The following is a 24,209-nucleotide window of genomic DNA, read 5'->3' on the forward strand; positions in this document are numbered from 1 at the left end:
CGCGTCGAGCGTGATCAGGCCGGCATCCACTAGTAGACCCCCTCGATGACGGTCTCGTTGTCGAACTCCTGGACCGGCGCGATGTCGGCGACGGAGTCGCCGATCTGCCAGACGCCCTCGGGGCCCGGCACCCGCGTCGCGTAGTCGCGCTCCAGGTTGTTCGGCATGAACAGGCTCTTGCTGACGTGGTGCATGACCACCTGGCCGCGCTCGCCGTACGCGACGGTCTCGCGGGTCCCGGGGTCGACGACGTCGAAGACCATGTGCGGGGCGAACGGGTCGTAGATGCACGGGTCGTCGTCCGTCAGGCCCGGGCGCTCGCTGGCGTTGCCGAGGATCATCGTCGAGCCGTAGCCGCTGTACAGGTGGGCCTTCGGGAAGACCTCGGTGCGGTACAGGTAGCGGGTGTCGGCGTCCATCTGGGTGCCGACCCAGTTGATGGCCTTGACCTTCTCGTCGATGAGCTTGGCGAGGTCCTCGCGGCGGGCCAGGCGCTCCAGGACCGGCGGGGTGCACATCAGGACGCCGATGTCCTGCGTCTGGAGCAGGAAGGCCACCTGGTCGACGATGTGCTCGGCGTAGGCGCCCGCCTCGGCGGTCTTGCCGTCGGCGATGAGCTTCTTCACCCAGCGCGGGTCGAGGTCGACGGTGAACGCCAGGCCGCCGCGGAAGGCCGTCTGCCGCTTGATGACGTCGCCCACCATGTGCGGGCCGGTCGGGGCGACGACCAGCCAGTTCACGCCCTGCGGGACGCCGTGGCGGTCCAGCTGGCCGCTGCTCCAGGCGAGCAGCCGGTCCAGCCACTCCTTCAGCAGGACGATGCGCTTGGGGGCGCCGGTGGTGCCGCCGCTCTCGTACACGCCCACCACGTCCGGGCGGTCGCCGTAGCCGCGGGGTATGAGGTCCTCGGCGCGGACGTCGCGGAGCTCGTTGGCCAGGTTCGGGAAGCGGCCGAGGTCGGCGAATCCGCCGATGTCCGTCAGCGGGTCGAAACCGAGAGTTCCCGCGCGCTCGATCCAGAACGGCGAACCCGTTTCCGGGGAGAAATGCCACCGCAGAGCGGCGCGCAGGAATTCGTCGGGGTCCGGCTGGGTGTCGAGGGGAAATTCCAGCAGGGGATCAACGGTGGACACAAATGCTCCTTCCGGGTACGGAGTATCGCCGTACTCTTCGCATCGTGCGCCGGTGCCGGGGAGGCGGTCCACGTTATTCCGCTGAGTCCGTCAACTGTCTGTGTCAGGTCAGCTGGATCCCGACCGTCCGCTTCACGCCATCCCCTTCGGGCAGTTCGTCGAGGCCGATTCCGAAGTGGGTGAGGTAGGCGTCGAGGACGGCCGCGTCCGACGTGAGCGGCTCGATCGTGCGCTGCCCGCCGTCCACCCTGACCAGGCGCCTGTTCTTCAGCGTGACGCGGCCGTCGGCCAGCGGCATCGAGCAGAACAGCTCCTGGAGGAAGGGCGAGTCGGGGCAGCTGCGCCACCACCACAGGGTCGGCGCGAAGTCGTCGAGCCGGCACGGCCGGTCGTCGAGCCGGTACAGCGGCCTGCCGTCGAGCAGCACGTCGGCGCCGCCGCCCTCCACGGGCGCGACCAGGTACTCGCCGTGCGGGTCTTTCTGCACGTCAGAGCATGTGAGGCGGAGCGGGTGGCGGCTGTTGCGGCCGAATCCGGCATCGACCAGCCACGGCTCGTCCAGCGTGACCCGCAGCGCGAGGTGACACATCGCGGGGCCCAGGCCGTCCGGCCGGTGGACCCGGCCCGGCAGGATCTCCACCCGGTAGCCGAGCGCCCGGAGCAGCTCGGCGAAGGCGGAGTTCACCTCGTAGCAGCCGCCGCCGCGGCGCTGCCGGACGATCTTGTCGACGGCCTGCTCGCCGAGGTGGATCTCCCTCCCGAGGTGGTAGTCGATGTTCTCGAAGGGCACCGTCAGGACATGCCGCTCCTGGAGGTGCCGCAGCCCTTCCAGATCCGCTTTCCGCGGCTTTTCCGCACCGATCCGCCCGAGGTATTCGGCCACTCCCGCGTCGTCCAGCATTGCGTTCTCCTTGACCATTCGAACCCGGCAGCGTACGACGAACGAAAATACACGCGCGCCCGCGGGCGGCCCGCCGATCTGACGGACAAGACGGCACCTGACAAAGTGCCCCGCCGCGCGTTGCCCTCCCCGCGCGCGCTTACCAGCATCGGGTGGTCCAGAGTCATCCGACGCGGCGTTTTTCGATGAGTCGGTGTGACTGCCCGCCCGCCGATGACGATGGAGAAACCACGGCCATGGCACCTTCCGCCGCCCACAGCCCCTCGCCGGAAGACGGGGACGTGCTGGTCCGCACCACGGCCGGCACGGTCGCCGGAGAGCGCGCCGGACGGCTGTCCGTCTTCCGCGGCGTGCCCTACGCCCGGCCCCCGGTCGGCGCACTGCGCTTCGCCTCGCCGCGCCCGCCCGTCCCGTGGAGCGGCATCCGCGACGCCCGCTCCTTCGCCCCCGAGTCCCTCCAGCCGATCATCCCCGGCAGCTCCGAGGACTCCCTGTACGCCAACGTGTGGACGCCCGGCACCGACCCGGAGCGGCCCCGCCCGGTGTTCGTCTACATCCACGGCGGCGGCTGGATGGTCGGCGGCGGCAGCCTGCCCGTGTACGACGGCGCGCGCCTCGCCGACCGCGGCGACCTGGTCGTCGTCACCTTCAACTACCGCCTCGGCGCACTGGGCTTCGGGCTGCACGAGGAGTTCACCGACCCCGATACCGGCGACTTCGCCGACTGGGGCCTCCAGGACCAGGCGGCCCTGCTGCGCTGGGTGCACGCCAACGCCGCCGCGTTCGGCGGCGACCCCGGCAACATCACCCTCGCCGGCACCTCGGCGGGCGGCGCCAGCGCCTGGCAGCTGTCCCTGCTTCCCGAACTGCGCGGCATCATCCGCCGGATCGTCCCGATCAGCGCCTGCCACGTGTGGGAGCCGTCCACCTCGCTGACCCCGGCCGACGCCCGCCTCGCCTACGAGGGCGTCGCCCGGCGCCTCGGCACCACCGTCGCCGGCCTGCGCGAAGTGCCCGCCGCCGACCTGATGAACGCCTGGGAGGACGTCTTCGGTGGCCTGCCCGGCGGCCGGGAGGTCGCCTCCGCCCGCGAGTTCCGCGGCCCGGTCGTCGACGGCCGCTGGATGAGCGCCTTCGACTGGGAGCTGCCCACCCCCGACGTGCCGGTCATGGCGGTGCACACCCGTACCGAGGGCTCCTTCTACACCGGCCCCTGCCCGCCGCAGCCGACCCCGACCCCGCCGCCCGCCGACGCGGCCGAGCTGCGCGAGGCCGTGCGCGGCGTCCTCGACAAGGGCTCCGCCAAGGTCACCGACGAACTCGTCGACTCCTGCATCGCCGCGTACCGGGAGGCGGCCGAGGCCGAGGGGCTCCCGCAGGACCCGCTCTCGCTGTGGACGGAGATCTGGGGCGACGCGCTGTTCCGCTACCAGATCGTCCGGCTGTCCGAGCGGCACGCCCGGCACGGCACCTCGCCGCAGTACGTGATGGAGTTCGCGCACCCCGTGCGCGCCCCGCACCACGGCACCCCGCACGAGGCGACCTCGCCGTTCCTCTTCGGCACGTACGCCGACACCGCCGCGATTGCCGCCACCTACCCGGTACCGCCGGAGATCCCGCTGTTCCACGACGGGCCGGGCGAGCGCGCCGTCTCCGAGACCTTCATGGACCTGGTCGCCGCGTTCGCCCGCGACGGCGTCCCCGCGGCCCCCGCCGCCCCGCAGTGGCCGGTCTTCGACCCCGGGACGCCCAGCACGCTCGTCCTCGGCGGCGAGCCGGTCGCCCGGATCGCGGCGGCGTCGAAGGCGCGGCAGCTGCGGTTCTGGGACGACGCCGGCTGGGTCCCGCGCACCTGACCGGGCGCCGCCCGCACACGAGACCGACACGCGGCCGCCCGCCGCCTCCCCGCAGGGCGGCCCCCGCACCCGTCAGACACGAATGAGGTTTCCTGCCATGGCAACACTCGACACACCCGCCGACACCGCAGCACCGCCGCAGGCGGAGGAGCGCACCACGCTGAAGGCCTGGTTCGCGGTCGTCTCCGTCGCGGTCGGCATCTTCACCCTGGTCACCGCCGAGCAGCTGCCGATCGGCCTGCTCACCTCCGTCGGCTCCGCCCTCCAGGTCTCCGAGGGCACGGCCGGCCTCATGGTGACCGTGCCCGGCCTGGTCGCCGCGCTGTCGGCGCCGCTCGTCCCGGTCGTCGTCGGCCGCATGGACCGCCGGTACCTGCTCGTGGGCCTGATGACCGTCATGGCCGTCGCCAACCTGGTCACCGTCCTCGCCCCGAACTTCGGGATCCTGCTCGCCTCCCGCGTGCTCGTCGGCGTCACCATCGGCGGCTTCTGGGCCATCGCGGGCGGCCTCGCCTTCCGCCTGGTGCAGCCCGCGGCGATCCCCCGCGCCACCGCGCTGATCTTCGGCGGCGTCGCCGCCGCGAACGTCCTCGGCGTACCGACCGGCACCCTGATCGGCGGCCTCGCCGGCTGGCGCACCGCGTTCGCCGTGCTCGGCGTCCTCGCCTTCGCGGTCCTCGTCGCCCTGCTCGTGCTGCTGCCGAAGCTGCCCGCCACCAAGCCCGTCAGCGTCCCCGAGCTCCTCGCCCAGTTCGGCAACCGCGGCGTCCGCGCCGGCATCATCGCCACCGCGCTGATCGTCACCGGCCACCTGGCCGCGTACACCTACGTCAGCCCCATGCTCCAGCAGGTGTCCGGCATCGACGAGGACCTGATCAGCCTCCTGCTGCTCGGCTTCGGCGTCGCCGGCATCGTCGGCAACTTCGTCGCCGGCGCGGCCGTCTCCAAGAACCTCGCCCGGACCATGACCGTCATCATCGTCGCGCTCGCCGCCGCGATGCTGCTCTTCCCCGTCCTCGGCCGGAGCCAGGCCGGCGGCATCGCCCTGCTCGTCCTGTGGGGCCTGGCCTTCGGCGGCGTCTCCGTCAGCCTGCAGACCTGGATGCTGAAGTACGCGCCCGACTCGATGGAGGCCGCCTCGGCCCTGTGGGTGTCCGTCTTCAACCTGTCCATCGCGCTCGGCGCGCTCGTCGGCGGCCTCGTCGCCGACAACATCGAGCTCACCACGGTCGCGTGGATCGGCGGCGCCGTGGTCCTGCTGACCGCCGCCACCCTCCCCTCGCTGCGCCTCTCCGGCAAGGCGGCGCAGTGAACCACCCGTTGGAGAAGGGAACGTCCGTGTCCACCACCGACCTGTCCGCACTCGGCGCCGAGCTGCGCGGCCCGCTGCTGCTGCCCGGCACCGACGGGTACGAGGAGGAGACCCTCGGCTTCAACCGGATCCTGCCGCAGATCCGGCCCGCCGCCGTGGTCGTCGCCGACGGCACCGCCGACATCATCGCCGCCGTCCGCTTCGCCTCCCGCCGCGGCATCGCCGTCGCCGTCCAGGCGACCGGCCACGGCGTGTCCGTGCCCGCCGACGGCGCCCTGCTGGTCAACACCCGCAACCTCACCGGTGTCCGGATCGACCCGCGCGCCCGCACCGCCCGCATCGAGCCCGGCGTGCAGTGGAGCCGCGTCATCCAGGAGGCCGCCCCCTTCGGGCTGGCCCCCCTCAACGGCGCCTCCCCCGGCGTCGGCGTGGTCTCGTACCACCTCGGCGGCGGCCTCGGCCCGCTCGGCCGCTCCTACGGCTACGCCGCCGACCACGTCAGGAACTTCGACCTGGTCACCGCAGACGGCGAACTGCTCCACGTGTCCCCCGACGACCACCCCGACCTGTTCTGGGCGCAGCGCGGCGGCAAGGGCAACTTCGGCGTGATCACCTCGATCGAGATCGGCCTGTTCCCGGTCTCCCGGCTGTACGGCGGCGGCCTGTTCCTGCCCGGCGAGCACATCGAGCGGATCCTGCCGGCCTGGCGCGACTGGACGCAGGCCCTGCCGGACGCGATGCAGTCGTCGATCGCCGTGATGCGCTTCCCCGACATCGACGTCCTGCCGGAGCCGGTGCGGGGCCGCTTCCTCGCCCACATCCGGATCGCGTTCAACGGCTCGAACGAGGAGGGCGCCGAGCTGGTGCGCCCGCTGCGCGAGCTGGTCGAGCCGGTCCTCGACACGGTCGCGGACATGCCGTACACGGACGTCGCCGACATCAACATGGACCCCACGGTCCCCGCCGTGTACTTCGAGCGCTCCACCCGCATCCGCGAGCTCGACGACGCCGCCATCGCCGCCCTGATCCCGCTGATCAAGGAGGGGGCGGACGCCGTCCGCCCCGGCATCGAGCTGCGCCACCTCGGCGGCGCGCTGGGCCGCCGGCCCGAGCACCCCAACGCCGTCCCGCACCGGGACACCGCGTACACCCTGTTCGCGGGCGCGCCGGTGTGGCCCGAACACGTGCAGGACGTACGGGAGTTCCAGGAGCGGCTGATGGAGGAGATGGAGCCCTGGAGGATCGGCGGCCCGTTCCTCAGCTTCATCAGCGCCCTGGAGAGCTCGCCCGAGCACCTGCGCTCGGCGTACGACCCGCAGACGTACGAGCGGCTCGTCGCCGCCAAGGACGCCTACGACCCGCAGAACGTGTTCCGCGTGAACCACAACATCCCGCCGACCGGGTGGCGTGCCCGGTGAGGGGGACCCGATGACGAAGGAGACGACAGGCATGCTCAGCGACGCGATGGTGGACGCCTACCTGGAGCGGATCGGCGCCCGCCGGCCCGAGCGCGCCGACATCCACGGGCTGCGGCACCTCCAGGAGCGGCACGTGCTGTCGGTGCCCTTCGAGAACATCGACTACCACGTCGAGGGCGCCGAGCTGGGCCTGGACCGCGAGTTCCTCTACGACAAGATCGTCACCCGGCGGCGCGGCGGCGGCTGCTACGAGCTGAACCCGTCCTTCGGGCACCTCCTGGAGGCCCTCGGCTACCGGGTGGAGATCCTCTCCGGGCAGGTCTTCCTGGGCGGCGCGTTCGGCGCCCCGCTCTGCCACCTCGCGCTCCGCGTCGACCTGGACGGGGAGGAGTGGCTCGTCGACGTCGGCTTCGGCAAGAACAGCCGCTTCCCGCTCCCCGTCGGCACCTCGGAGGTGCAGAAGGACCCGCACGGCGACTACCGCGTGGTGCGGCCCGAGGAGGGCGGCATCCAGGTCGAGCTGAACGGCGGCATCCAGTACCGGCTCGACGAACGCCCCGTCCGCATCGAGGACTTCCTCCCGACGCTGTGGTGGTACCGCACCGCGCCCGACTCGGTCTTCCTGCACAACCTGATCGTCTCCCACCAGAAGGAGGACGGCCGCGTCACCGTCAACGGCCGGGAGCTGACCCGCACGACCGCGGCCGGCCGGGAGACCGTCGAACTGCCCGACGACGCGGCCCTGCTGGCGGCGTACGAGGAGCACTTCGGGATCGTCCTCGACACGGTGCCGCAGCAGCCGGACGTGGACCCCGCCGTCCGCATCATCATGCAGATCGACTGAGGCCCCTCCCCTTCCGCCGCCAGGCCCTGCGCCGCATCCGGACCCGGATGCGGCGCAGGGCCTTTTCGCGGGGTTTCTCCCGGCCTTACGGGAGCTTTTCCCACAGGTCTCCTTTACGGGGCCTGCCGGAGCTCCACAGGGGCCGTGGACGGCCTTTCGGGGCTGTTTGCAGGACCGGGACGGCAAGGCCTTTCGAGGGCCGCCCGCCGCACGCCGCAACGCCCTTTACGCAGACTTGACGAATCGCCTCCTGGTCCATACCGCACGCGAATTCGACGGCCCATCATGGAAATCGAAGCCGCCGCGTTCACCGCCGGCCCCGGTAATCCATCCGTTTTCGAATCCATGGGAGAGATCCACATGCGCAAGAGCACCCGTATCAAGGTCGGCGTACTCGCGGGCGTCGCCGCGCTCGCCACCGCGACGGCCGTCACGGGCTCGGCGAACGCCGCCGCCGACGGCTCCAGCGGCTGCCTGACCCTCCCGGGCAGCTGGAAGGTCGTGGACGACAACACCGGGGAGACCTTCCTCGGCAGCTACCACGGCAGCGCCTGGGCGTCGGCCGGCACGGTCAACTTCACCTCGCCGAACAACACCACGACCGCCTCGCACGGCGAGTGGAAGCAGACCGGCTGCGGCACCTACTCCGACACCGACACCGCCCTGCTGCTCGGTGCGGACGGCAAGGCCAACTCCACCATCACGTTCCAGGCCAACATCACCGTCACCGGCCGGAACACCGCCAACTTCGACTTCGCGTACAAGATCCACGGCCTGGACGGCTCGTACGTCACCGGCGGCTCCTCCACCGGCAAGGGCACCCGCATCGGCGTCCAGCCCCGCTGAACGCGCTGAACCCCCTTCACGCCCCTTCCCCCTGTGGCGCCCGAACGGGCCCGGCGAATCCCCCCGCCGGGCCCGTTCGGCATGCGCGGGCGCCTTTCGCTGCCGCGGCAGCCGCCCGCCCGCCGCGGCCGCCACGGAAGCGGGGCCCGCGGCGCGCACCGGGAGGGTGCGCCGCGGGCCCCGCGGGCGGTACGGCGGAGGGGAGGCGGGTCAGGCGCCCCCGGCCGGCGGTGCGGGCAGCGCCGCGACGACGGCCTTGGCCTCGTCCTCCGTCAGCTCGATGCCGAACCGCTCGTCCAGCAGCGAGCGGACCTCGCCGTCCGTGATGTACCGGACCTCGCTGCCGCCGTCGGAGCGGGTCAGCGTGAGCTTGCGGTGGTTGAGGTTCAGCCGCCAGTCCTCCGCGATGCGCTCCAGGAAGACCCGCCCGGTGAAGGGCGAGCTGGAGTGCGTGGAGATGAAGTAGTTGGCCACCACGCAGTCGATGTGGTGGTGCCCCTCCGTGGCGTACCAGTACAGCGGGAACCAGCCGTCGCCCCGCTTCAGCCAGAGCACCCACTCCTTGTCGGAGCCCTCCGCCCGGGCCAGCCGGTACGTCCAGCCGCCCTGCTCGGAGACGGTCCCGTCGCGGACGGGGACCGGCTCCAGCGGGCCCTCGTCGCCGAAGCCGACGTCGGCGAGCCACGTCTCCCCGCCGACGGCCACGCTCAGCATCAGGTGCGTCCGCGGCAGCGGCTTCGGCGCGTCCAGGACCGGGCGGGCGTACAGGCGGGTCACCTCGAAGCCGAGCCGCTCCAGGAGCACCGCGAAGAGCATGTTGTGCTCGTAGCAGTAGCCGCCGCGCCGGCGGCGCACCAGCTTGTCCTGGACGGCCTCGATGTCGATGTCGATGCCGCGGCCCAGCAGGATGTCGAGGTTCTCGAACGGGATGGCCAGGGCGTGCGCCCGGTGCAGCCTGCGCAGGGTCTCCGCGGTCGGCTCCAGCGGGCCCGCGACGCCCAGGCGGTCGAGGTACGCACCGACGTCGAGCCTGTCGGCCTGCCACTGGGCGGCGCTGCCGATCTGCACCACCGGTCAGCCCGCCTGGCCCGAGGCGCCGGACTTCTTCTCGCTGTCGAGCATGGCCATGCCCTCGGCGTCGAAGCGGGTGCCGGCGACCTCCTCGGCGGGCACGGCCCGCTCGATCTCGGCGACGTCCTCGGCGGTCAGCTCCAGGGAGAGCGCGCCGAGGGCCTCGGCGAGCTGGTCGCGGCGGCGGGAGCCGACGACGGGGACGATGTCCGCGCCCTGGGCCATCGCCCAGCCGATCGCCAGCTGCGAGGTGGTGACGCCCTTGGCCTCGGCGACCTTGCCGAGGGCGGCGACCAGCTGCAGGTTGCGGTCGAGGTTCTCGCCGCTGAAGCGCGGGAAGCTGCTGCGGCCGTCGTCCTTGGCGGTGGCGCGCTGGTGGTTCCAGCGGCCCGACAGCAGGCCCCGGGCGAGGACGCCGTACGCCGTGACGGCCGTGCCCAGCTCGCGGGCGGTCGGCAGGATCTCGTCCTCGATCGAGCGGGACAGCAGCGAGTACTCGATCTGGAGGTCCGCGATCGGGTGCACGGCGGAGGCGCGGCGCAGGGTCTCCGCACCGATCTCGGACAGGCCGATGTGCCGGACGTAGCCGGCCTCCACCATCTCCTTGATCGCGCCGATGGTCTCCTCGATCGGCACCGCCGGGTCCAGGCGCGCCGGGCGGTAGACGTCGACGTAGTCGGTGCCGAGCCGCTGGAGGGTCTGCGCCAGGGAGTTCTTGACCGCCTCCGGGCGGTTGTCCACGCCCAGGATGCCGCCCGCCGGGTCGCGCAGGACGCCGAACTTGACGCTGAGGGTGAGCTGCTCGCGGTCGTGGCTCTGCAGCACCTCGCGCACCAGGAGCTCGTTGTGGCCGCTGCCGTAGAAGTCGCCGGTGTCGAGGAGGGTGATGCCCGCCTCGATGGCGGCGTGCGCGGTGGCGACCCCCTCGGCCCGGTCGGCGGGGCCGTAGAAGTCGGACATGGACATCAGGCCGAGGCCGAGAGCGGAAACCTCGGGGCCGGCCGAACCAAGTGATCGCAGCTGAGTCATATGGCAGAGCATTGCGCCGGTGTTCTGCGAAGCAGAAACAATTTCCGGCCGCTGTGTCAGGTCGCGGGAAAACACGAATGGCCGGATATCGACGGGTGCCCGGCTTTACAACCGGACACGCGCGCACAGATCATGGAATGCATGACAGAAACCATGCGCACGGTGCGTCAGGAAGCCCTCGGCGGCGCCGAAGTCCTCAACCTGACGGATTCTCCGATCCCCGCTCCCAATGCCACCGAAATTCTGGTAAAGACGCACGCCGCCGGCGTGAATCCGATCGACTGGAAGATCCGCGAATACGGATTGTGGCTGACCCCGCCGTTCGGTGTCGGCTGGGACGTGTCCGGCACGGTCGTGGCCGTCTCGCCCGGCGAGAACCGCTTCAAGGTCGGCGACGAGGTCTTCGGCCTGCCCGCCTTCCCGAACGAGGCCGCCGGGTACTCCGAGTACGTCGCCGGGCCCGCCCGCCACTTCGCCCGCAAGCCGTCCGCCCTCGACCACGTGCAGGCGGCCGCCCTCCCGATGGCCGCCCTGACGGCCTGGCAGGCGCTCGTCGACGGCGCGGACGTCCAGCCCGGCCAGCGCGTCCTGGTCCACGCGGCGGCCGGCGGCGTCGGCCACCTCGCGGTGCAGATCGCCAAGGCCCGCGGGGCGTACGTCATCGGCACCGCCAGCGCCGCCAAGCACGACGCGCTGCGCGGCCTCGGCGCCGACGAGGTCGTCGACTACACCGCCGTGGACTTCACCGAGGCCGTCAAGGACGTCGACGTCGTCCTCGACCTGATCGGCGGCGAGTACGAGGACCGCTCGCTGCGCACCCTGCGCCCGGGCGGCACCTACATCGGCGTCATCAACCCGCTCGCCCTGGACGAGATCAGGGCCAAGGCGGAGGCCCTGGGCCTGCGCGGCATCACGGTCAACGTGGCGCCCGACCACGCGGTCCTGGAGCAGGTGGCGGCCCTCGCCGAAGAGGGCCGGCTGCGCCCGCTGGTCGCCGGGACCTTCCCCCTCCAGGACGTCCGCAAGGCGCACGAACTGAGCCAGTCCCAGCGCGCCACGGGCAAGATCGTCCTCACCTTCTGACCCGGCCGGGGCGCAGGACGCCGAAGGGGCGGCGCGGACACGGAAGTGTCCCCGCCGCCCCGTCCGCGTGCGCCGTCCGGCGGTCAGCCGGCCTCCGGGGCCGCCGGGTCGAAGCCCTCGCGGCCGTGCAGCCAGGCCACCTCGTCGTACATGGCCGCGGGCGCAAGAGAGGAGAGCATCGCGTTGCGCTCCACGCGGGCCCCGCCCGCCGCGTGGTAGAGGCGGCGCCCCATCTCGCGGGCCACCAGCTGGACGCGGGCGGTGCGTTCGCGGCGTGCCGCCCCGTACTTCTCCAGGCGCTGCTCGAAATCGGCCGGGCAGCCGTCCAGCAGGCCCGACAGCACCACCGCGTCCTCGACGGCCTGGCAGGCCCCCTGGGCGGCGTACTGGAGCATCGGGTGCGCGGCGTCGCCGAGGAGGGCGACGCGGCCCTCGGTCCACCGCTCGACCGGGTCGCGGTCGCACAGCACCCACGCCTTCCAGTCCCGGCCCAGCTCCAGCAGCCGGCGGGCGGCGCCCGACAGCTCCGGGAAGGCCGCGAGGACGTCGCCGTCCCCGGTGGGGACGCCCGCCACCGCCTCGGCGGCGCCGTCGTCGCGGGTCGCGGCCAGGTTCACGTACCGGCCCGAGGAGACCGGGTAGTGGACGAAGTGCCACTTCGGGCCGGCCCACAGCGTCACCGCGTTCGGGCGCAGCTCCTGCGGAACGTCCTCCGCGGGGATCACCGTGCGGTAGATCGTGTGCCCCGACACGCGCGGCGCGCCGTCCCCGACGAGCTGCCGCCGCACCGCCGAGTGCAGGCCGTCGGCGCCGATCAGCGCGTCTCCGGTGATGCGGCGGCCGTCGGCCAGGACCGCGGCGGCCGTCCCGGCCCGCTGCTCGTAGCCGACGACGCGGTGGCGGCCCAGCAGTTCCACGCCGGGGTGCCGGCGGACCGCCTCCAGCAGCGGCAGGTACAGGTCCACGCGGTGCACGACGGCGTACGGGTTGCCGAAGCGGGCGCGGTACTCCGGCCCCACCGGCATCGCGGCGACCCGCTCGCCGGTCGTGCCGTCCATGAACCGCAGCTCGTCGACGACGACCGCCCGGTCGCGGACCTCCCGGCCCACGCCGAGCAGGTCCAGCGCGCGGAAGGCGTTCGGGCCGAGCTGGATGCCGGCGCCGACCTCGGTGAAGACCTCCCGGGACTCCAGGACCGTGATCCGGTGCCCGCGCCGGGCCAGCCCGAGCGCCGCGGCGAGGCCGCCGATGCCGCCGCCGGCGATGAGTATCTCGGCCATGGGATCTCACTCCCCTCTCGTTGTCAGTGGCGGACCGTGCTCGCGTGGGCCGGGAAGAGCCGGCCCAGTTCGGCGTGGAAGCCGGGGAAGGTCTTGCCGACGCAGGCGGGGTCGTCGAGCGTGATGCCCGCGGTGCGCAGGCCCAGCACCGAGAACGCCATCGCGATCCGGTGGTCCCGGCGGCAGGCGATCCGGGCGGGCGCCGGGGTCCCCGGGTGGATGGTGATCCGGTCCGGCCCGGACTCGGTGCGGATGCCGCAGGCGCGCAGGTTCTCCTCGACGGCGGCGATCCGGTCGGACTCCTTCAGCCGGGCGTGCCCGATGCCGTGCACGGTGATCGGGGCGTCGGCGAGCGGGGCGATCGCGCCCAGCGTCATGAACGTGTCCGAGATGTCGCCCATGTCGACGTCGAAGCCGCCGCGGAGCGCGCCCGTCCCGGTGACGGTGGTCGTGTCCTCGCCGATCTCGACGCGTGCCCCGGCCCGGCGCAGCACCTCCACGAAGCCGAGGTCGCCCTGGACGCTGGAGCGCCCGAGGCCCGGCACGGCCACGGTCGTGCCGGTGACGGCCGCCGCCGCGAAGAAGTACGAGGCGGTGGAGGCGTCCGGCTCGACGTCGAGCTGCGCGGCCCGGTAGCCGCCGGGCAGCACCTGGATCACGCCGTCGTCGAACTCGTCCACGTTCGCGCCGAAGCGGCGCATCAGCGCCTTCGTCATGTCGATGTACGGGCGGCTGACCAGCCCGGCGCCGCGCACGGTCAGCGGTGCGCGCATCAGCGGGCCGGCCATCAGCAGGCCCGTCAGGTACTGGCTGCTCAGCGAGGCGTCCACGGCGAGGTCCCCGCCGGGCAGCCCGTCGGCGCGGACGGTCATCGGCAGCCCGCCGACCGGCTCCGACACCGCGGCGGAGGCGCCGAGCCGGCCGAGTGCCTCGGCGAGCGGGCGCAGGGGGCGGGCGCGCAGCTGGCCGGTTCCGTCGAAGGTGAACGTGCCGCGGCCGGCGGCCGCGAAGGGCGGCAGGAAGCGGGCGGCGGTGCCGGCGTCCTCGCACCACACGGAGCCCCCGGCGGCGGGGGCTCCGCCGGTGCCGGAGACCTTCCAGGCGGCGTCGCCGTCCTCGGCCTCGATGTGCACGCCGAGCCCGGCCAGGGCCTCGCGGAAGGCGAGGGTGTCGTCGCTGACGAGCGGGGCGCGCAGCAGCGAGACCCCGTCGGCGGCGGCCGCGAGGAGCAGCGCGCGGTTGGTGATGCTCTTGGAGCCCGGGATACGGGCGGTCAGTACGGGGTTCACGGGTGCTCCCGGTGTCGGTGTCCGGCGCCGCGGCCGGCGCGGAACGGGGCCCGGCCCGCGGGGCGGGACCAGCCCGGGTCGCCCGCACGGCGGTGGGCGGGACGGTGTCCGGGGGCGCCGCCGCCGTGGGCCGCGGGGGTCGTCGGGTGGGATCGGGGTCGGGGGCTGCTCACCGGTTCCTCAGGGCTCCTCTGCTCGGCCGGGGGCGGGGTGTGCCGGTCCGGCCGGTCGCGTCACTCGCCGGTCTTGCGGTCGAGCACCAGGTCGTGCCCGACGATGTACGCGGCGGCGTCGGAGCAGAGCCAGACGACGGTGTCGGCGATCTCCTCGACGCTGGCCCCCCGGCCGAGCGGGCAGGGGCTGATGGCGTTGATGCGGACGCCGCGGGAGGCGTACTCGCGGGCGGCGGTCCGCGTGACGGCGCTGACGGCGGCGGTGGAGGCCGCGTACGCGCCGAGCCCGGGCAGCATGCCCTGGGCGCCGATGTTGCTGGCGGTGTTGACGATGACGCCGCCGCCGGCGCCCTCCATGTGGGCGATCTCGTGCTTCATCGACAGCCACACACCGGTCAGGTTCGCGGTCAGGTTCTGCGCCCAGGCGGCTTCGTCGATGTCGGCGACCGGCTGGGCGGGGCCCAGCTCGGTGGTGTTGTTGAAGGCGACGTGCAGCCCGCCGTGGCGGCGGACCGTCTCGGCGACGGCGTGCGCCGCACCTGCCCCGAACCCGGCGGTGGCGTCGGAGACGTCGGCGACGACGCTGTCGGCGAGGCCGCCCGCGTCGCGGATCAGCTTGACCGTTCCCTCCAGGGTCTCGGGGTGGCGGCCTGCCACCACGACGAGTCCGCCGAGCCGGGCGAAGGCGAGCGCCGCGGCACGGCCGATTCCCTCGCCCCCGCCGGTGACGAGGACGACCTTGCCGTCGAAGCGTTCAGACATCAGCGTGCTCCTGATTCTCCGCGTCGGATACCTCGGGAAGGCGCTCGGGCGAACGCCGCCGACCGACCGTCACCCTGCAAGGCGGCGGGGTGTCCTGGGCAGTCCGGCCGGTTCACTTCGTCAGGTTCCGGGAGCAGGTGACGTAATCCCCCGACCGTCTTTGACACCTCCGGCCGGGCGGTCGATGCTGCACGCCGGCCCACCGGCGGAAAAGGGAGACCAATGCTGACGCTTTCATGGACCCGACCGGTAGTCCGCGCAGGTCAGAGCGGGTCTCCCGGGCCCACGAGGGAGAGCCTGTGGCGGGCTCTGCTACACAAGGCGGAGTTTCCCACCGGATATGTTCCCGCGATTACGCAATGCCGGATCAACGAGCGCTACCCCGACGGATTCCTGCGGGAAATCCGGCGCGGGAACGCGACGTTCCTGCAGCGGGTCGTCCCCGAGGAGAGCGCCGGCCGCATTACCTACCGGCACCTGGACGACACCGACATCGCGGAGATACGCAACGAGATCGGCGAGGACGCGGACGGCCGCCTCACCCTGACGCTGAGCATCACCCTGACCGAGCGCCCGGCGGCGGCGGTGCTCGCCGGGAACACCTATCTGCGGGACCTCGACGCCGACTTCCACGCCACGCTGGACGCCATGACGGAGGGCCTGCACCGGGCCATGATGCACGCGGACGCGGAGGCGGCCCCCCACGGCCCGGGCGGGTCGTGAGGGGCCGCCTCCGCGTGCGCCGTCCCGGCGGCGGGTCAGACCGGGCCCGCCGGGGCGGCAGCCTCCGCGGCCTGCCGGAGCAGGCCGGGGCCGGGCAGCGCGGGCAGGGTGTGCACGCCCTCGACCACCGCCTCCACGTCGAAGACGGTGTACTGCACCGGGGTGCGCCCGATCAGCTCGGCCGCCCGCGGGGCGAGCGGCCGGGCCGCCGCCTCCGCGGACTCCCACAGCATCACCGCGCCCCAGCGCTCCGTCGCCGGGTCGGCGATCCAGAACTTCAGCCGCAGCCCCTCGACACCGGCGAACCGGTCGACCGCCTCGTCGCGCAGGTACTCCCGCAGCGAGGCGATGCTGTGCCCGGAGCCGGCCAGGTCCCACCAGGCGACGGTCGCCCTCATACGAGCTGCTCGCTGAGCAGTCCGGACAGGGCGTCGGCGACGATGCGGACGCCGTCCTCGGTGAGCACCGACTCGGCGTGGAACTGCATCGAGCGGAAGCCGGGCCCGCGCAGCGCGTGCACCTCGCCGGTCTCCGCCTCCCGGCACACCTCGACCGTGCCGATGCCGGGCACCTCGACGGTGTCGGCGGCGCTCTGCGCGGCGAAGGTGTTGTAGAAGCCGACGCGTTCGCGCCGCCCGAACAGCTCGATCTCCCGCTGCACGCCCTGGTTGGGCTGCTCGCGGCGGCGCAGCGGGAAGCCGAGGCGGGTGCTGAGCACCTGGTGGCTCAGGCAGACCGCGAGGAACGGCCGGTGCTCCGCGAGGAGCGTGTCGACCGCGGCCCGCAGGTGCGCGATCTTCGGGTGGTGCGCGTCGCGCGGGTCGCCGGGCCCGGGGCCCATCACGACGAGGTCGTACGGGGCGAAGCTGTACGGCTCGTCGAAGCGGGTGACCGTGACGTCGGCCTCCATGGCGCGCAGCTGGTGCTCGATCATCGCGGTGAAGGTGTCCTCCGCGTCGACCACGAGGACCTTGCGGCCCACCAGCAGCGGCACCGGCCGGGCCCGGGCGGAGTCGTCGTCCAGCCAGAAGCCGGCGATGGTCGCGTTGCGCCGGCTCAGGGCCTCCCGGACCTCCGGGTGGTCGCCGAAGCGGCGCGGCCCCGGCTGCTCGAACGCGGCGAGCAGCCCGGACGCCTTGGCGCGGGTCTCGGCGACCTCGGACAGGGGGTCCGAGTGGCGCACGAGGGTCGCGCCGACGCCGATGCTCATCCGGCCCGCCGCGTCGATGTCGGCGGTGCGGATGAGGATCGCCGAGTCGAGGGTGCGCTCGCTGCGCTCGTCCTGCCCGATGAGGGCGAGGACGCCGCTGTAGTAGCCGCGGCCCTGCGGCTCGTACCGCTTGATGACGCGGCCCGCGCTCTCCAGCGGGGAGCCTGTGACGGTCGGGGCGAACAGGGTCTCGTGCAGGATGTCGCGCGGGTCGCGGGTGGTGCGGCCCTCGATGAAGTACTCGGTGTGCGCGAGGCGGGCCATCTCCTTGAGGTAGGGGCCGACGACCCGGCCGCCGGACTCGCAGATGCGGGCCATCATCTTCAGTTCCTCGTCGACGACCATGTACAGCTCGTCGGCCTCCTTCCGGTCGGCGAGGAAGTCCATGACGCCGGGCAGCTCCGGGCCGGAGGCCGGGAACCGGTAGGTGCCGCTGATCGGGTTCATCACCGCGCGGCCGCCGCTGACGCTGACGTGGCGCTCGGGGGAGGCCCCGACGAGCGTGCGGTCGCCGGTGTGGACGATGAACGTCCAGTACGCGCCGGTCTCGCGCTCCAGCAGCCTGCGGAAGATCCGCAGGGCGGCGGGGACGGAGTAGTCGCCGATGTCGGCGACGAAGGAGCGCTTCATCACGAAGTTCGCGCCCTCGCCGGTGCCGATCTCGTCCCTGATGACGCGGCGAACCGTTTCGGCATAGGTGTCGTCGTCGATGTCGAAGTCGCCGCCGGGCACCAGCTGCACCGGATCGTCCGGGATGCGCTCCAGGACGTCGGCGAGCGGCACCTGAGCCTGCTCGGCGATCGCCATGGCGAGCAGCGGGGCGCCGTCGTCGGGCGCCTCGAAGCCGCGCTCGGCGAGCTGGCGGTAGGGGACCAGGGCGAGGACGTCCTGGCGGGTGCCGGCGCCCTCCGCGACATCCCCGAGGGGGATGTCGGCGAGGGCCGCGGCCTCGGTGAACTGGCCCGTGAACAGGTCGACGGTGCGGCCGAGGGTGGTCTCGGGGCGGTGGACCAGCGCGAAGGCCGGCGGCCGGGGCGCCAGGATCCGGTCCAGCAGGTCCTCGGTCATGCGGTTTCCCTTCCGGCGTACGCGGCCACCCGGTCGGGCAGGGCCGTCAGGAGCTCCTTGGTCGTGGTGAGGCGGGCGCAGCGGCCGGCGGCGTACTCCAGGGCCATCCGGTGCTCCTCCCAGGAGAAGTCGGCGACGGCGTCGGCGACGAGGAACGGCTGGATGTCGTTGGTGAACGCGTCGACCGCGGTCATCAGCACGCCGACGTGGGCGTACACCCCGCAGATGATCAGCTGGTCGCGGCCGGACGCCCGCATCCGCTCCAGCAGGTCCGTCTTGAAGAAGGCGCTGTAGCGCCACTTGGTGAGCATCCAGTCGCCCGGGGCGGGCGCCACCGGGTCGACGACCCGGCGGTGGTCCTCGCTCGGCCGCATGCCCGGACCCCAGAAGTCCTTCAGCAGGCCGCGCTCCGCGGGCGTCATGCCGCCCGGCTGGGCGGTGTAGGCGACGGGGATGCCGAGGTCGGCGGCGCGGCTGCGCAGCTCCCCGGCGTTGGCGGCCAGGTCCACGACGGGCTGCTCGCCCTGCGGGAACGCGGCCAGGAAGTACTTCTGGAGGTCGTGCACCAGCAGGACGGCGCGGTCGGGGTCGACCTCCCAGTCGACGGCCGAGGCCGGCAGGTCGGCCGCCGACGGCATCGGGTACGGGCTGATCGCAGGTATCCCTGCCATGCGGGTTTCCCTCTCGTTCACGGTTGGCCGGCCGGTCGCGCCGCGCGCGGGTGCCGGATTCGTCGCACTCGGCTCACTCGGCTCACTCGGCTCGTCGGGCTCGTCCGGCTCGCGGTCTCAGACACCGAGCGCCGCACCGCCGTCCACGGTGAGGTCGTGCATGGTGATGTGGGACGCCTTGTCGGAGAGCAGGAAGACGACCGCCTCGGCGACGTCCTCGGGGCGCGCCAGCTTCCCCAGCGGGATGCCGACGCGGTACGCGTCCGGTACCCCGTCGATGGAGGCCCGCGCGCTGCTCTCGTCCTGCCACATCGAGTTGAGCATCGGGGTGTCCGTGGAGCCGGGGGCGACCAGGTTCGCGCGGATCCCGAACTTGGCGACCTCCAGGCCCAGGCACTTGGTGAACATGGTCGCGGCCGCCTTGGAGGCGGCGTAGGCGGACATCTCGGTGCGGGCGGTGCCCGCCGCGTTGGAGGCGATGGTGACGATGGCGCCCCGGCGCCGCGGCACCATCCGGTTGACGACGGCCCGGGAGACGAAGAAGACCCCCGTGGTGTTGACCGCGAACGTCGTGCTCCACTCCTGGTCGGTCAGCTTGCGCGCCTCGGCGAGCCGGAGCACGCCGGCGGCGTTGACGAGGAAGTCGAGCGGGCCCACCAGCGTCTCGACGTCGTCGACGAGGGCCTCGACGTCGGCGCTGGCGGTGACGTCCGCGGGGAACGGCTCGACACGGCCGCCGGTGTCCTCCTCGACGGCCTTCGCCACCTTCCGCAGGCGGTCGGCGTCCCGGTCGACCGCCACCACCCGCACGTCCCGGGAGGCCAGGGCGCGGACGATGGCCTCGCCTATGCCGCCGGCCGCACCGGTGACGAGAGCGATCTTTCCTTCCATGATGGAGAAACCCCCTTTTTTTCGTGGCCTCAGCCGCGCCAGGCCGAGACGACCTCGACGGCCTGGTCGGAATTGAGGCGCGGGTCGCAGAACGAGGTGTACTTCTCTCCCAGCTCGTCCACGTGGTATTCGTCGGCGACGCATTCGTGCACCTGGTCGGGGGTCGTCTCCAGGTGGAGCCCGGCGGCGACTCCGCCGTTTTCCACGACGGCCTTCTGGAATTCCTCGACCTCGCGCACCACGGTTTCGACGAAACGGGTCTTGACCCCGCCGGGCGCGCTGACGGTGTTGCCGTGCATCGGGTCGCACATCCACAGCACGGGGTGGCCCGCGGCGCGGACGGCGCGCACCAGCGCCGGCAGCCTCTCGGCCGCCTTGCCCTGGCCCATCCGGGAGATCAGCGTGAGCCGGCCCGGCTCCCGCCCCGGGTCGAGCCTCCCGCAGAGCTCCACGAGGGCCTCGGGCTCCATGGAGGGTCCGACCTTCGTCGCGACCGGGTTGGCGATGGACGCGAAGAACGCGACGTGCGCGCCGTCCAGCTCGCGGGTCCGCTCGCCCATCCACGGCCAGTGGGTGGAGGTCAGCAGCTGCGATCCGTCGTCCTGGGTGCGGACCATGGGGCCCTCGTAGTCGAGCAGCAGGGCCTCGTGGCTGGTCCACACCGGGGCCTCCGCCGCCGACGGGCGGCCCCCGCCGTGCCAGCCGAGGACGGCCATGGCGCCGGCCGCCGCCCGGTACCCCGCGACCAGCCGCTGCGGGTCGGGCCGGCGCAGCTCGGGGTCGGGCTCCGGGCTGTTGACCATGTGCCCGCGGTACACCGGCAGCTCGACGCCGGCGACGGTCTCGACGGGGTTCGAGCGGGGCTTGCCGAACTGGCCGGCGAGCCGGCCGACGCGTATGACGGGCTTGAGCGAGCGGGCCTTCATCACGCCGGCCAGCACGTCCAGGAGCGCCGCCTTGCGGGCCACGTAGCCGGGGGTGCACTCGGCCGGGTCCTCGGCGCAGTCACCGCCCTGCACGATCTGCAGTTCGCCCCTGGCCGCCGCGGCGAGCAGGGTGCGCAGGGCGTCGACGTCCTCACGGCGTACCAGCGCGGGCGAGCCCGCGAGCTCGGCCCTGGCGTTCTCCAGGGCCTCTTCGTCCGGCCATACGGGCTGCTGGCCCGCGGGCAATGATTTCCAGCGTGCAACACCGTGCATGCGGCACCTCCCAGTGCTGTACCTGCCGTGACATCAGATGCATCGAGAAGTCTCTGGAACGGTGATTCCGGTGAACCACCAGACATTCCGCACTCCGTCAAGTGGAGTTGATTTCGGTCAGGTCCGAAGAGGTAATCCGAAATAAACCTGACGCATTGGCGGAGGGAAAAACGCGGGGCGTCCGCAAATCCCTTAAAGTCCGCGCCCGCCCTTCGCGGCGGCCGTTGAAATAGGCCGGAAAGCGACGGGATTCGGGGGATACTTGACACACCATCACCGGATGGTTTCCGGCGGGTGGAGCGGCGCCCTAGGGTGCTGTGCGTGGTTAGTCAAGGAGCTGGGGCGCTGCTGAGGCAACTGGTGTCCGAGGGGGTCTCGCCGTGGTTGAGCGTGCAGGACCCCGCGGAGTTCGACACCGGCATCCGGTATCCGGTACTGGGCGGCCACTTCCACAACGCCTGCGCGCCTGCGGGCACGTCGCCCGCGCAGGCCGCGCGCGCCTGTGACGCCCTGCTGCCGGTGTTCGGGGACAGCGGCGGCACCGCCGGACTCGTCTCCGTGCCCGTGCCGGACCTCCGGGCCGGCGGCGGGACCGCGCTGGTCGCGGCCGCGCGCACGGTGCACGAGAAGGTCGGCCGCCGCAACGCGGTGGTGCGCCTGCCCGCGAGCCCGGACGGGATCCGGGCACTCGCCGACCTGCTCGCGGAGGGCATCGGCGTACACGCCTCGCTCGTGTTCTCCGGCGGGCGGTGCGCGGAGGTGCTCGACGCCTACGTGGCCGGCCTGGAGCGGGCACTGGCCGCGGGCCGGCCGCTCGGCGCCGCGCCGCTGGTGGTCTCGTTCCCCGTGGGCCGCTTCGACCGCGAGGTCGGGGCCCGGCTCGACGCCCTGGGCGTGCCGGCCGACGCCGAGGTGCGCGGCGCCGCGGGCCTCGCGGTCGCGCGCCGCATGTACCGGGTGCGCGAGGAGCGGCTGTCGGGCGACTGGTGGCGCGTACTGCGCGCCAACGGGGCCCTCCAGCCGCGGCTGCTGTGGGGGCCCGGTGCGGACGGCGGCGTGGGCGCGCTCGTCGGGTGGAACACGGCGCTCGCGCTGTCCGTGGAGACGCTGGAGGCCGCCGCCCTGGCCCCGGCGCTCACCGGGGACACGCTGCTGAACGCGGACGCCGAGGCCGCGTGCGCCCTGCGCGCCCTGGAGCGGCTGGGGGTCAGCGTCCCCGACGTGGCGGCCGTGCTGGAGGCGGCGGAGCTGCACCGACTCCGGCACGGCCGGCCGGTCAGGAGGGGATCCGTGCCGGCTGCCTCTCCGGGAAGCGGGTCTTCGTCAGGGCCAGCAGCGGAGCAGCCTTGACGGCGGTCTCCTCGTACTCGGCGTCCGGGTCGGACAGGGCGACGACCGCGCCTCCGACCCCGTAGGACACCGTGCCGGCGGTGACGGTGGCGGTGCGGATGACGATGCTGAGGTCCGCGGCGCCGGTGAGCGAGAAGTAGCCGATGGCCCCGGAGTACACCCCGCGCGGACCGGCCTCCAGCCGGTCGATGATCTGCATGGTGCGGATCTTCGGGGCGCCGGTCATCGACCCGCCGGGGAAGGCGGCGCGCACGCAGTCCACGGCCGTCAGCCCGGGGCGCAGCCGCGCCCGTACGGTGCTCACCAGCTGGTGGACGGTGGCGTAGCTCTCGACGCGGAAGAGCTCCTCGGCCTCGACGGTGCCCGGGACGGCGCAGCGGCCCAGGTCGTTGCGGACCAGGTCGACGATCATGAGGTTCTCGGAGCGGTCCTTCTCGTCGCCCAGGAGGTCGGCGATGAGGGCGGCCTCCTCCTGCGGGGTGGCGCCGCGCGGCCGGGTGCCCTTGATCGGCGAGGACTCGATCAGGCCGTCGGGGCCGACCCGCAGGAAGCGCTCCGGCGAGGTGCTGAGGACGGAGAGCCCGCCGAACTGCAGGAGCGCGGCGAAGGGCGCCGGGCTGGTGCGGCGCAGGGTGCGGTACGCCGCCCAGGGGTCGAGGGAGGTGTCGGCCTCGGCCATGTTGGTGAGGCAGACCTCGTAGCTCTCGCCGGCCGCGATCTCCTCCAGGCAGCGGTCGATCAGGTGCAGGTAGGAGCCGCGGTCGTGGCGCAGCCGTATCTCCCCGCCGCCCTCCTGCGGGCGGGGCGGCGGCAGCTTGTACCCGGCGAGCCGGGCGAGCCGGGCGGCGGTGTCGGCCAGCCACCCGTCGGCCGCGGCGGCGGAGCCCGGGACGCCGTCCTCGGCGAGGGCGAGCAGGTACGTGGTGTGCTCGGCGTGGTCGAAGACGACGGCGCGGTCGGCGAAGACCATGGTGGCGTCGGCGACGGGCGAGCGGTGCACCAGGTCGCCGCCGCACTCGGCCTTCAGCTCGTAGCCGAGGTAGCCGACCCAGCCGAGGGCGAAGTCGAAGGGCAGCTCGGGCACCTCGGTGTGCAGGGAGCGCAGGTCGCTGTCGATCCACTCCAGGAAGGGCGCGGCGACGAGCCGGCTGCCGCCCCCGGCCGAGCCGACGGTGACGGTCCTGCTCCACACGTCGGCGGAGGCGGTGCGGGCCAGCGGGCCGGTGGCGTCGCCCATGGCCGAGAACCGGCCGCGGTCGCCGCCGGGCAGGCTGCTGTCCAGCCAGTAGGCGTGGTCGTTGCCGCGGAAGAGCCGGTCGTAGACGGTCTCGGGGTCCCAGCGGGTGGGCAGGCGGTGCGCGGCGACCCGCAGCCTGCGCACCGGGGCGGGGGCCGGTGCCGCGGCCGGGGGCGCCGGGACCGCGGGGACGGCCGGGGCGGCGGGGACGGCCGGGGCGGCGGCGCCGCGGACAGGGCGGCGGGCCGGGGAGCGGCGGGCGGGCCCCTGGGCAGCCTGGTGCGCGCGGGTCAGCCCTGCGAAGTTTGCAAGCAGCTGCATCCCGTACTGACTGCAAATCGACTCGGGGTGGAACTGCACGCCCCACTGCGGCCGGGTGCGGTGCCGCAGGCCCATCAGGATGCCGTCGGGCGTCCAGGCGGTGGCCTCCAGGGCGTCCGGCAGCCCGGTCACCGTGAGCGAGTGGTAGCGGACCACCTCCAGCGGCGAGGGCAGGCCGGCGAACAGGCCCGTGCCGTCGTGCAGGACGGGCGAGGTGCGGCCGTGGCGGGGCTCGGGCGCCCGGTCGACCGTCGCGCCGTGGACGTGGCCGATGCCCTGGTGGCCGAGGCAGATCCCGAGGAGCGGCAGGTGGGAGCGGTGCACGAGCTCGGTGCAGATCCCGAAGTCGGACGCGCGGCGGGGCGTTCCGGGACCGGGTGACACCACGACGTTGTCGAACGCGTCCAGTTGTGCGATCTTCCAGTCCGGGTCGTCATTTCGGACTACTTCCGGCTCCCGGCCATTCACCTCGGCCAGATAGTGGAAGAGGTTATACGTAAACGAGTCGTAATTGTCGACAAGAAGCGTACGCACGGCGAAAA

21 protein-coding genes are annotated in these 24,209 nt (G+C 73.0%); 8 read left to right on the plus strand and 13 right to left on the minus strand.

Features of this window, described 5'->3' with window-relative positions; all coding sequences use genetic code 11:
* Nucleotides 1–29: 29 nt before the first annotated feature.
* Entirely contained in the window at nt 30–1,133 is a 1,104-nt protein-coding gene (locus MUK52_RS15620) for a phenylacetate--CoA ligase family protein (RefSeq protein ID WP_114053339.1), read from the minus strand.
* Between the two features lie 103 nt (nt 1,134–1,236).
* On the minus strand, nt 1,237–2,034 hold the full coding sequence (locus tag MUK52_RS15625) for an arylamine N-acetyltransferase family protein (protein WP_284577185.1): 798 nt from the start codon (nt 2,032–2,034) through the stop codon (nt 1,237–1,239).
* A gap of 236 nt (nt 2,035–2,270) precedes the next feature.
* Between MUK52_RS15625 and MUK52_RS15630 the strand changes: the two genes are divergently transcribed.
* From MUK52_RS15630 to MUK52_RS15650, 5 genes are all read left to right on the plus strand, one after another.
* A complete protein-coding gene (locus MUK52_RS15630) occupies nt 2,271–3,890 on the plus strand; it encodes a carboxylesterase family protein (RefSeq protein WP_284577187.1) in 1,620 nt (539 codons plus the stop codon).
* 97 nt (nt 3,891–3,987) lie between these two features.
* Nucleotides 3,988–5,202, plus strand: coding sequence for an MFS transporter (locus MUK52_RS15635; protein WP_284577189.1), 1,215 nt, complete (start codon nt 3,988–3,990; stop codon nt 5,200–5,202).
* Nucleotides 5,203–5,228: 26 nt separating this feature from the next.
* Complete coding sequence (locus tag MUK52_RS15640) at nt 5,229–6,620, plus strand: FAD-binding oxidoreductase (RefSeq protein ID WP_284577191.1); 1,392 nt, start codon at nt 5,229–5,231, stop codon at nt 6,618–6,620.
* Between the two features lie 10 nt (nt 6,621–6,630).
* Nucleotides 6,631–7,464, plus strand: coding sequence for an arylamine N-acetyltransferase family protein (locus tag MUK52_RS15645; protein ID WP_246042229.1), 834 nt, complete (start codon nt 6,631–6,633; stop codon nt 7,462–7,464).
* A gap of 360 nt (nt 7,465–7,824) precedes the next feature.
* Nucleotides 7,825–8,310, plus strand: a complete 486-nt coding sequence (locus tag MUK52_RS15650; RefSeq protein WP_114053334.1) for a hypothetical protein — start codon at nt 7,825–7,827, stop codon at nt 8,308–8,310.
* Between the two features lie 210 nt (nt 8,311–8,520).
* Here the strand turns inward: MUK52_RS15650 and MUK52_RS15655 are convergent, their stop codons facing one another.
* On the minus strand, nt 8,521–9,378 hold the full coding sequence (locus tag MUK52_RS15655) for an arylamine N-acetyltransferase family protein (protein WP_284577195.1): 858 nt from the start codon (nt 9,376–9,378) through the stop codon (nt 8,521–8,523).
* Nucleotides 9,379–9,384: 6 nt separating this feature from the next.
* Complete coding sequence (locus tag MUK52_RS15660; protein ID WP_114053332.1) at nt 9,385–10,410, minus strand: aldo/keto reductase; 1,026 nt, start codon at nt 10,408–10,410, stop codon at nt 9,385–9,387.
* Nucleotides 10,411–10,551: 141 nt separating this feature from the next.
* Here MUK52_RS15660 and MUK52_RS15665 point away from each other — a divergent pair, with 141 nt between their 5' ends.
* On the plus strand, nt 10,552–11,493 hold the full coding sequence (locus MUK52_RS15665) for an NADP-dependent oxidoreductase (RefSeq protein ID WP_114053331.1): 942 nt from the start codon (nt 10,552–10,554) through the stop codon (nt 11,491–11,493).
* A gap of 83 nt (nt 11,494–11,576) precedes the next feature.
* On the opposite strand, the gene MUK52_RS15670 is transcribed toward MUK52_RS15665, so the two are convergent.
* The 3 genes from MUK52_RS15670 to MUK52_RS15680 all read right to left on the minus strand — a co-directional run bounded on the left by MUK52_RS15670 (nt 11,577) and on the right by MUK52_RS15680 (nt 14,997).
* A complete protein-coding gene (locus MUK52_RS15670) occupies nt 11,577–12,773 on the minus strand; it encodes a 3-hydroxybenzoate 6-monooxygenase (RefSeq protein ID WP_284577198.1) in 1,197 nt (398 codons plus the stop codon).
* 23 nt (nt 12,774–12,796) lie between these two features.
* Entirely contained in the window at nt 12,797–14,062 is a 1,266-nt protein-coding gene (aroA, locus tag MUK52_RS15675) for a 3-phosphoshikimate 1-carboxyvinyltransferase (RefSeq protein WP_284577200.1), read from the minus strand.
* Between the two features lie 233 nt (nt 14,063–14,295).
* On the minus strand, nt 14,296–14,997 hold the full coding sequence (locus tag MUK52_RS15680; RefSeq protein ID WP_284577202.1) for an SDR family oxidoreductase: 702 nt from the start codon (nt 14,995–14,997) through the stop codon (nt 14,296–14,298).
* Between the two features lie 222 nt (nt 14,998–15,219).
* Here MUK52_RS15680 and MUK52_RS15685 point away from each other — a divergent pair, with 222 nt between their 5' ends.
* Nucleotides 15,220–15,720 (plus strand): AtaL-like protein, encoded by a 501-nt coding sequence (locus MUK52_RS15685; protein WP_284577204.1) that lies wholly within the window; start codon nt 15,220–15,222, stop codon nt 15,718–15,720.
* A gap of 35 nt (nt 15,721–15,755) precedes the next feature.
* Here MUK52_RS15685 and MUK52_RS15690 read toward each other — a convergent pair whose 3' ends face one another.
* From MUK52_RS15690 to MUK52_RS15710, 5 genes are all read right to left on the minus strand, one after another.
* A complete protein-coding gene (locus MUK52_RS15690; protein WP_114053327.1) occupies nt 15,756–16,118 on the minus strand; it encodes a hypothetical protein in 363 nt (120 codons plus the stop codon).
* Nucleotides 16,115–17,998 (minus strand): anthranilate synthase family protein, encoded by a 1,884-nt coding sequence (locus MUK52_RS15695; RefSeq protein ID WP_284577207.1) that lies wholly within the window; start codon nt 17,996–17,998, stop codon nt 16,115–16,117. The genes MUK52_RS15690 and MUK52_RS15695 overlap by 4 nt, the downstream gene beginning before the upstream one ends.
* Entirely contained in the window at nt 17,995–18,669 is a 675-nt protein-coding gene (locus MUK52_RS15700) for an isochorismatase family protein (RefSeq protein WP_114053325.1), read from the minus strand. The genes MUK52_RS15695 and MUK52_RS15700 overlap by 4 nt, the downstream gene beginning before the upstream one ends.
* A gap of 117 nt (nt 18,670–18,786) precedes the next feature.
* Nucleotides 18,787–19,560, minus strand: a complete 774-nt coding sequence (locus MUK52_RS15705) for a 2,3-dihydro-2,3-dihydroxybenzoate dehydrogenase (RefSeq protein ID WP_114053324.1) — start codon at nt 19,558–19,560, stop codon at nt 18,787–18,789.
* Nucleotides 19,561–19,589: 29 nt separating this feature from the next.
* The gene (locus MUK52_RS15710; RefSeq protein WP_114053323.1) at nt 19,590–20,759 is read right to left on the minus strand and encodes a 3-deoxy-7-phosphoheptulonate synthase; all 1,170 of its coding nucleotides are present in this window, start codon (nt 20,757–20,759) and stop codon (nt 19,590–19,592) included.
* A 390-nt stretch (nt 20,760–21,149) separates the two neighbouring features.
* Between MUK52_RS15710 and MUK52_RS15715 the strand changes: the two genes are divergently transcribed.
* Nucleotides 21,150–22,109, plus strand: a complete 960-nt coding sequence (locus tag MUK52_RS15715; protein ID WP_284581712.1) for a transaldolase family protein — start codon at nt 21,150–21,152, stop codon at nt 22,107–22,109.
* Here the strand turns inward: MUK52_RS15715 and pabB are convergent.
* Nucleotides 22,036–24,201: an aminodeoxychorismate synthase component I gene (gene pabB / locus MUK52_RS15720; RefSeq protein WP_114053321.1), complete on the minus strand. Its 2,166-nt coding sequence runs from the start codon at nt 24,199–24,201 to the stop codon at nt 22,036–22,038. The genes MUK52_RS15715 and pabB overlap by 74 nt on opposite strands.
* Between the last annotated feature and the right edge of the window lie 8 nt (nt 24,202–24,209).

The organism is Streptomyces sp. 2P-4, from assembly GCF_030167965.1.
Lineage (GTDB): Bacteria > Actinomycetota > Actinomycetes > Streptomycetales > Streptomycetaceae > Streptomyces > Streptomyces globosus_A.

Excerpts from the sequence above, each read along its gene's own strand:
- MUK52_RS15625 (WP_284577185.1), bottom strand. The coding sequence starts at position 2,034 with ATGCTGGACGACGCGGGAGTGGCCGAATACCTCGGGCGGATCGGTGCG.
- MUK52_RS15630 (WP_284577187.1), top strand. The coding sequence starts at position 2,271 with ATGGCACCTTCCGCCGCCCACAGCCCCTCGCCGGAAGACGGGGACGTG.
- MUK52_RS15635 (WP_284577189.1), top strand. The coding sequence starts at position 3,988 with ATGGCAACACTCGACACACCCGCCGACACCGCAGCACCGCCGCAGGCG.
- MUK52_RS15645 (WP_246042229.1), top strand. The coding sequence starts at position 6,631 with ATGACGAAGGAGACGACAGGCATGCTCAGCGACGCGATGGTGGACGCC.
- MUK52_RS15650 (WP_114053334.1), top strand. The coding sequence starts at position 7,825 with ATGCGCAAGAGCACCCGTATCAAGGTCGGCGTACTCGCGGGCGTCGCC.
- MUK52_RS15660 (WP_114053332.1), bottom strand. The coding sequence starts at position 10,410 with ATGACTCAGCTGCGATCACTTGGTTCGGCCGGCCCCGAGGTTTCCGCT.
- MUK52_RS15665 (WP_114053331.1), top strand. The coding sequence starts at position 10,552 with ATGACAGAAACCATGCGCACGGTGCGTCAGGAAGCCCTCGGCGGCGCC.
- MUK52_RS15670 (WP_284577198.1), bottom strand. The coding sequence starts at position 12,773 with ATGGCCGAGATACTCATCGCCGGCGGCGGCATCGGCGGCCTCGCCGCG.
- MUK52_RS15680 (WP_284577202.1), bottom strand. The coding sequence starts at position 14,997 with ATGTCTGAACGCTTCGACGGCAAGGTCGTCCTCGTCACCGGCGGGGGC.
- MUK52_RS15685 (WP_284577204.1), top strand. The coding sequence starts at position 15,220 with ATGCTGACGCTTTCATGGACCCGACCGGTAGTCCGCGCAGGTCAGAGC.
- MUK52_RS15690 (WP_114053327.1), bottom strand. The coding sequence starts at position 16,118 with ATGAGGGCGACCGTCGCCTGGTGGGACCTGGCCGGCTCCGGGCACAGC.
- MUK52_RS15695 (WP_284577207.1), bottom strand. The coding sequence starts at position 17,998 with ATGACCGAGGACCTGCTGGACCGGATCCTGGCGCCCCGGCCGCCGGCC.
- MUK52_RS15700 (WP_114053325.1), bottom strand. The coding sequence starts at position 18,669 with ATGGCAGGGATACCTGCGATCAGCCCGTACCCGATGCCGTCGGCGGCC.
- MUK52_RS15705 (WP_114053324.1), bottom strand. The coding sequence starts at position 19,560 with ATGGAAGGAAAGATCGCTCTCGTCACCGGTGCGGCCGGCGGCATAGGC.
- MUK52_RS15710 (WP_114053323.1), bottom strand. The coding sequence starts at position 20,759 with ATGCACGGTGTTGCACGCTGGAAATCATTGCCCGCGGGCCAGCAGCCC.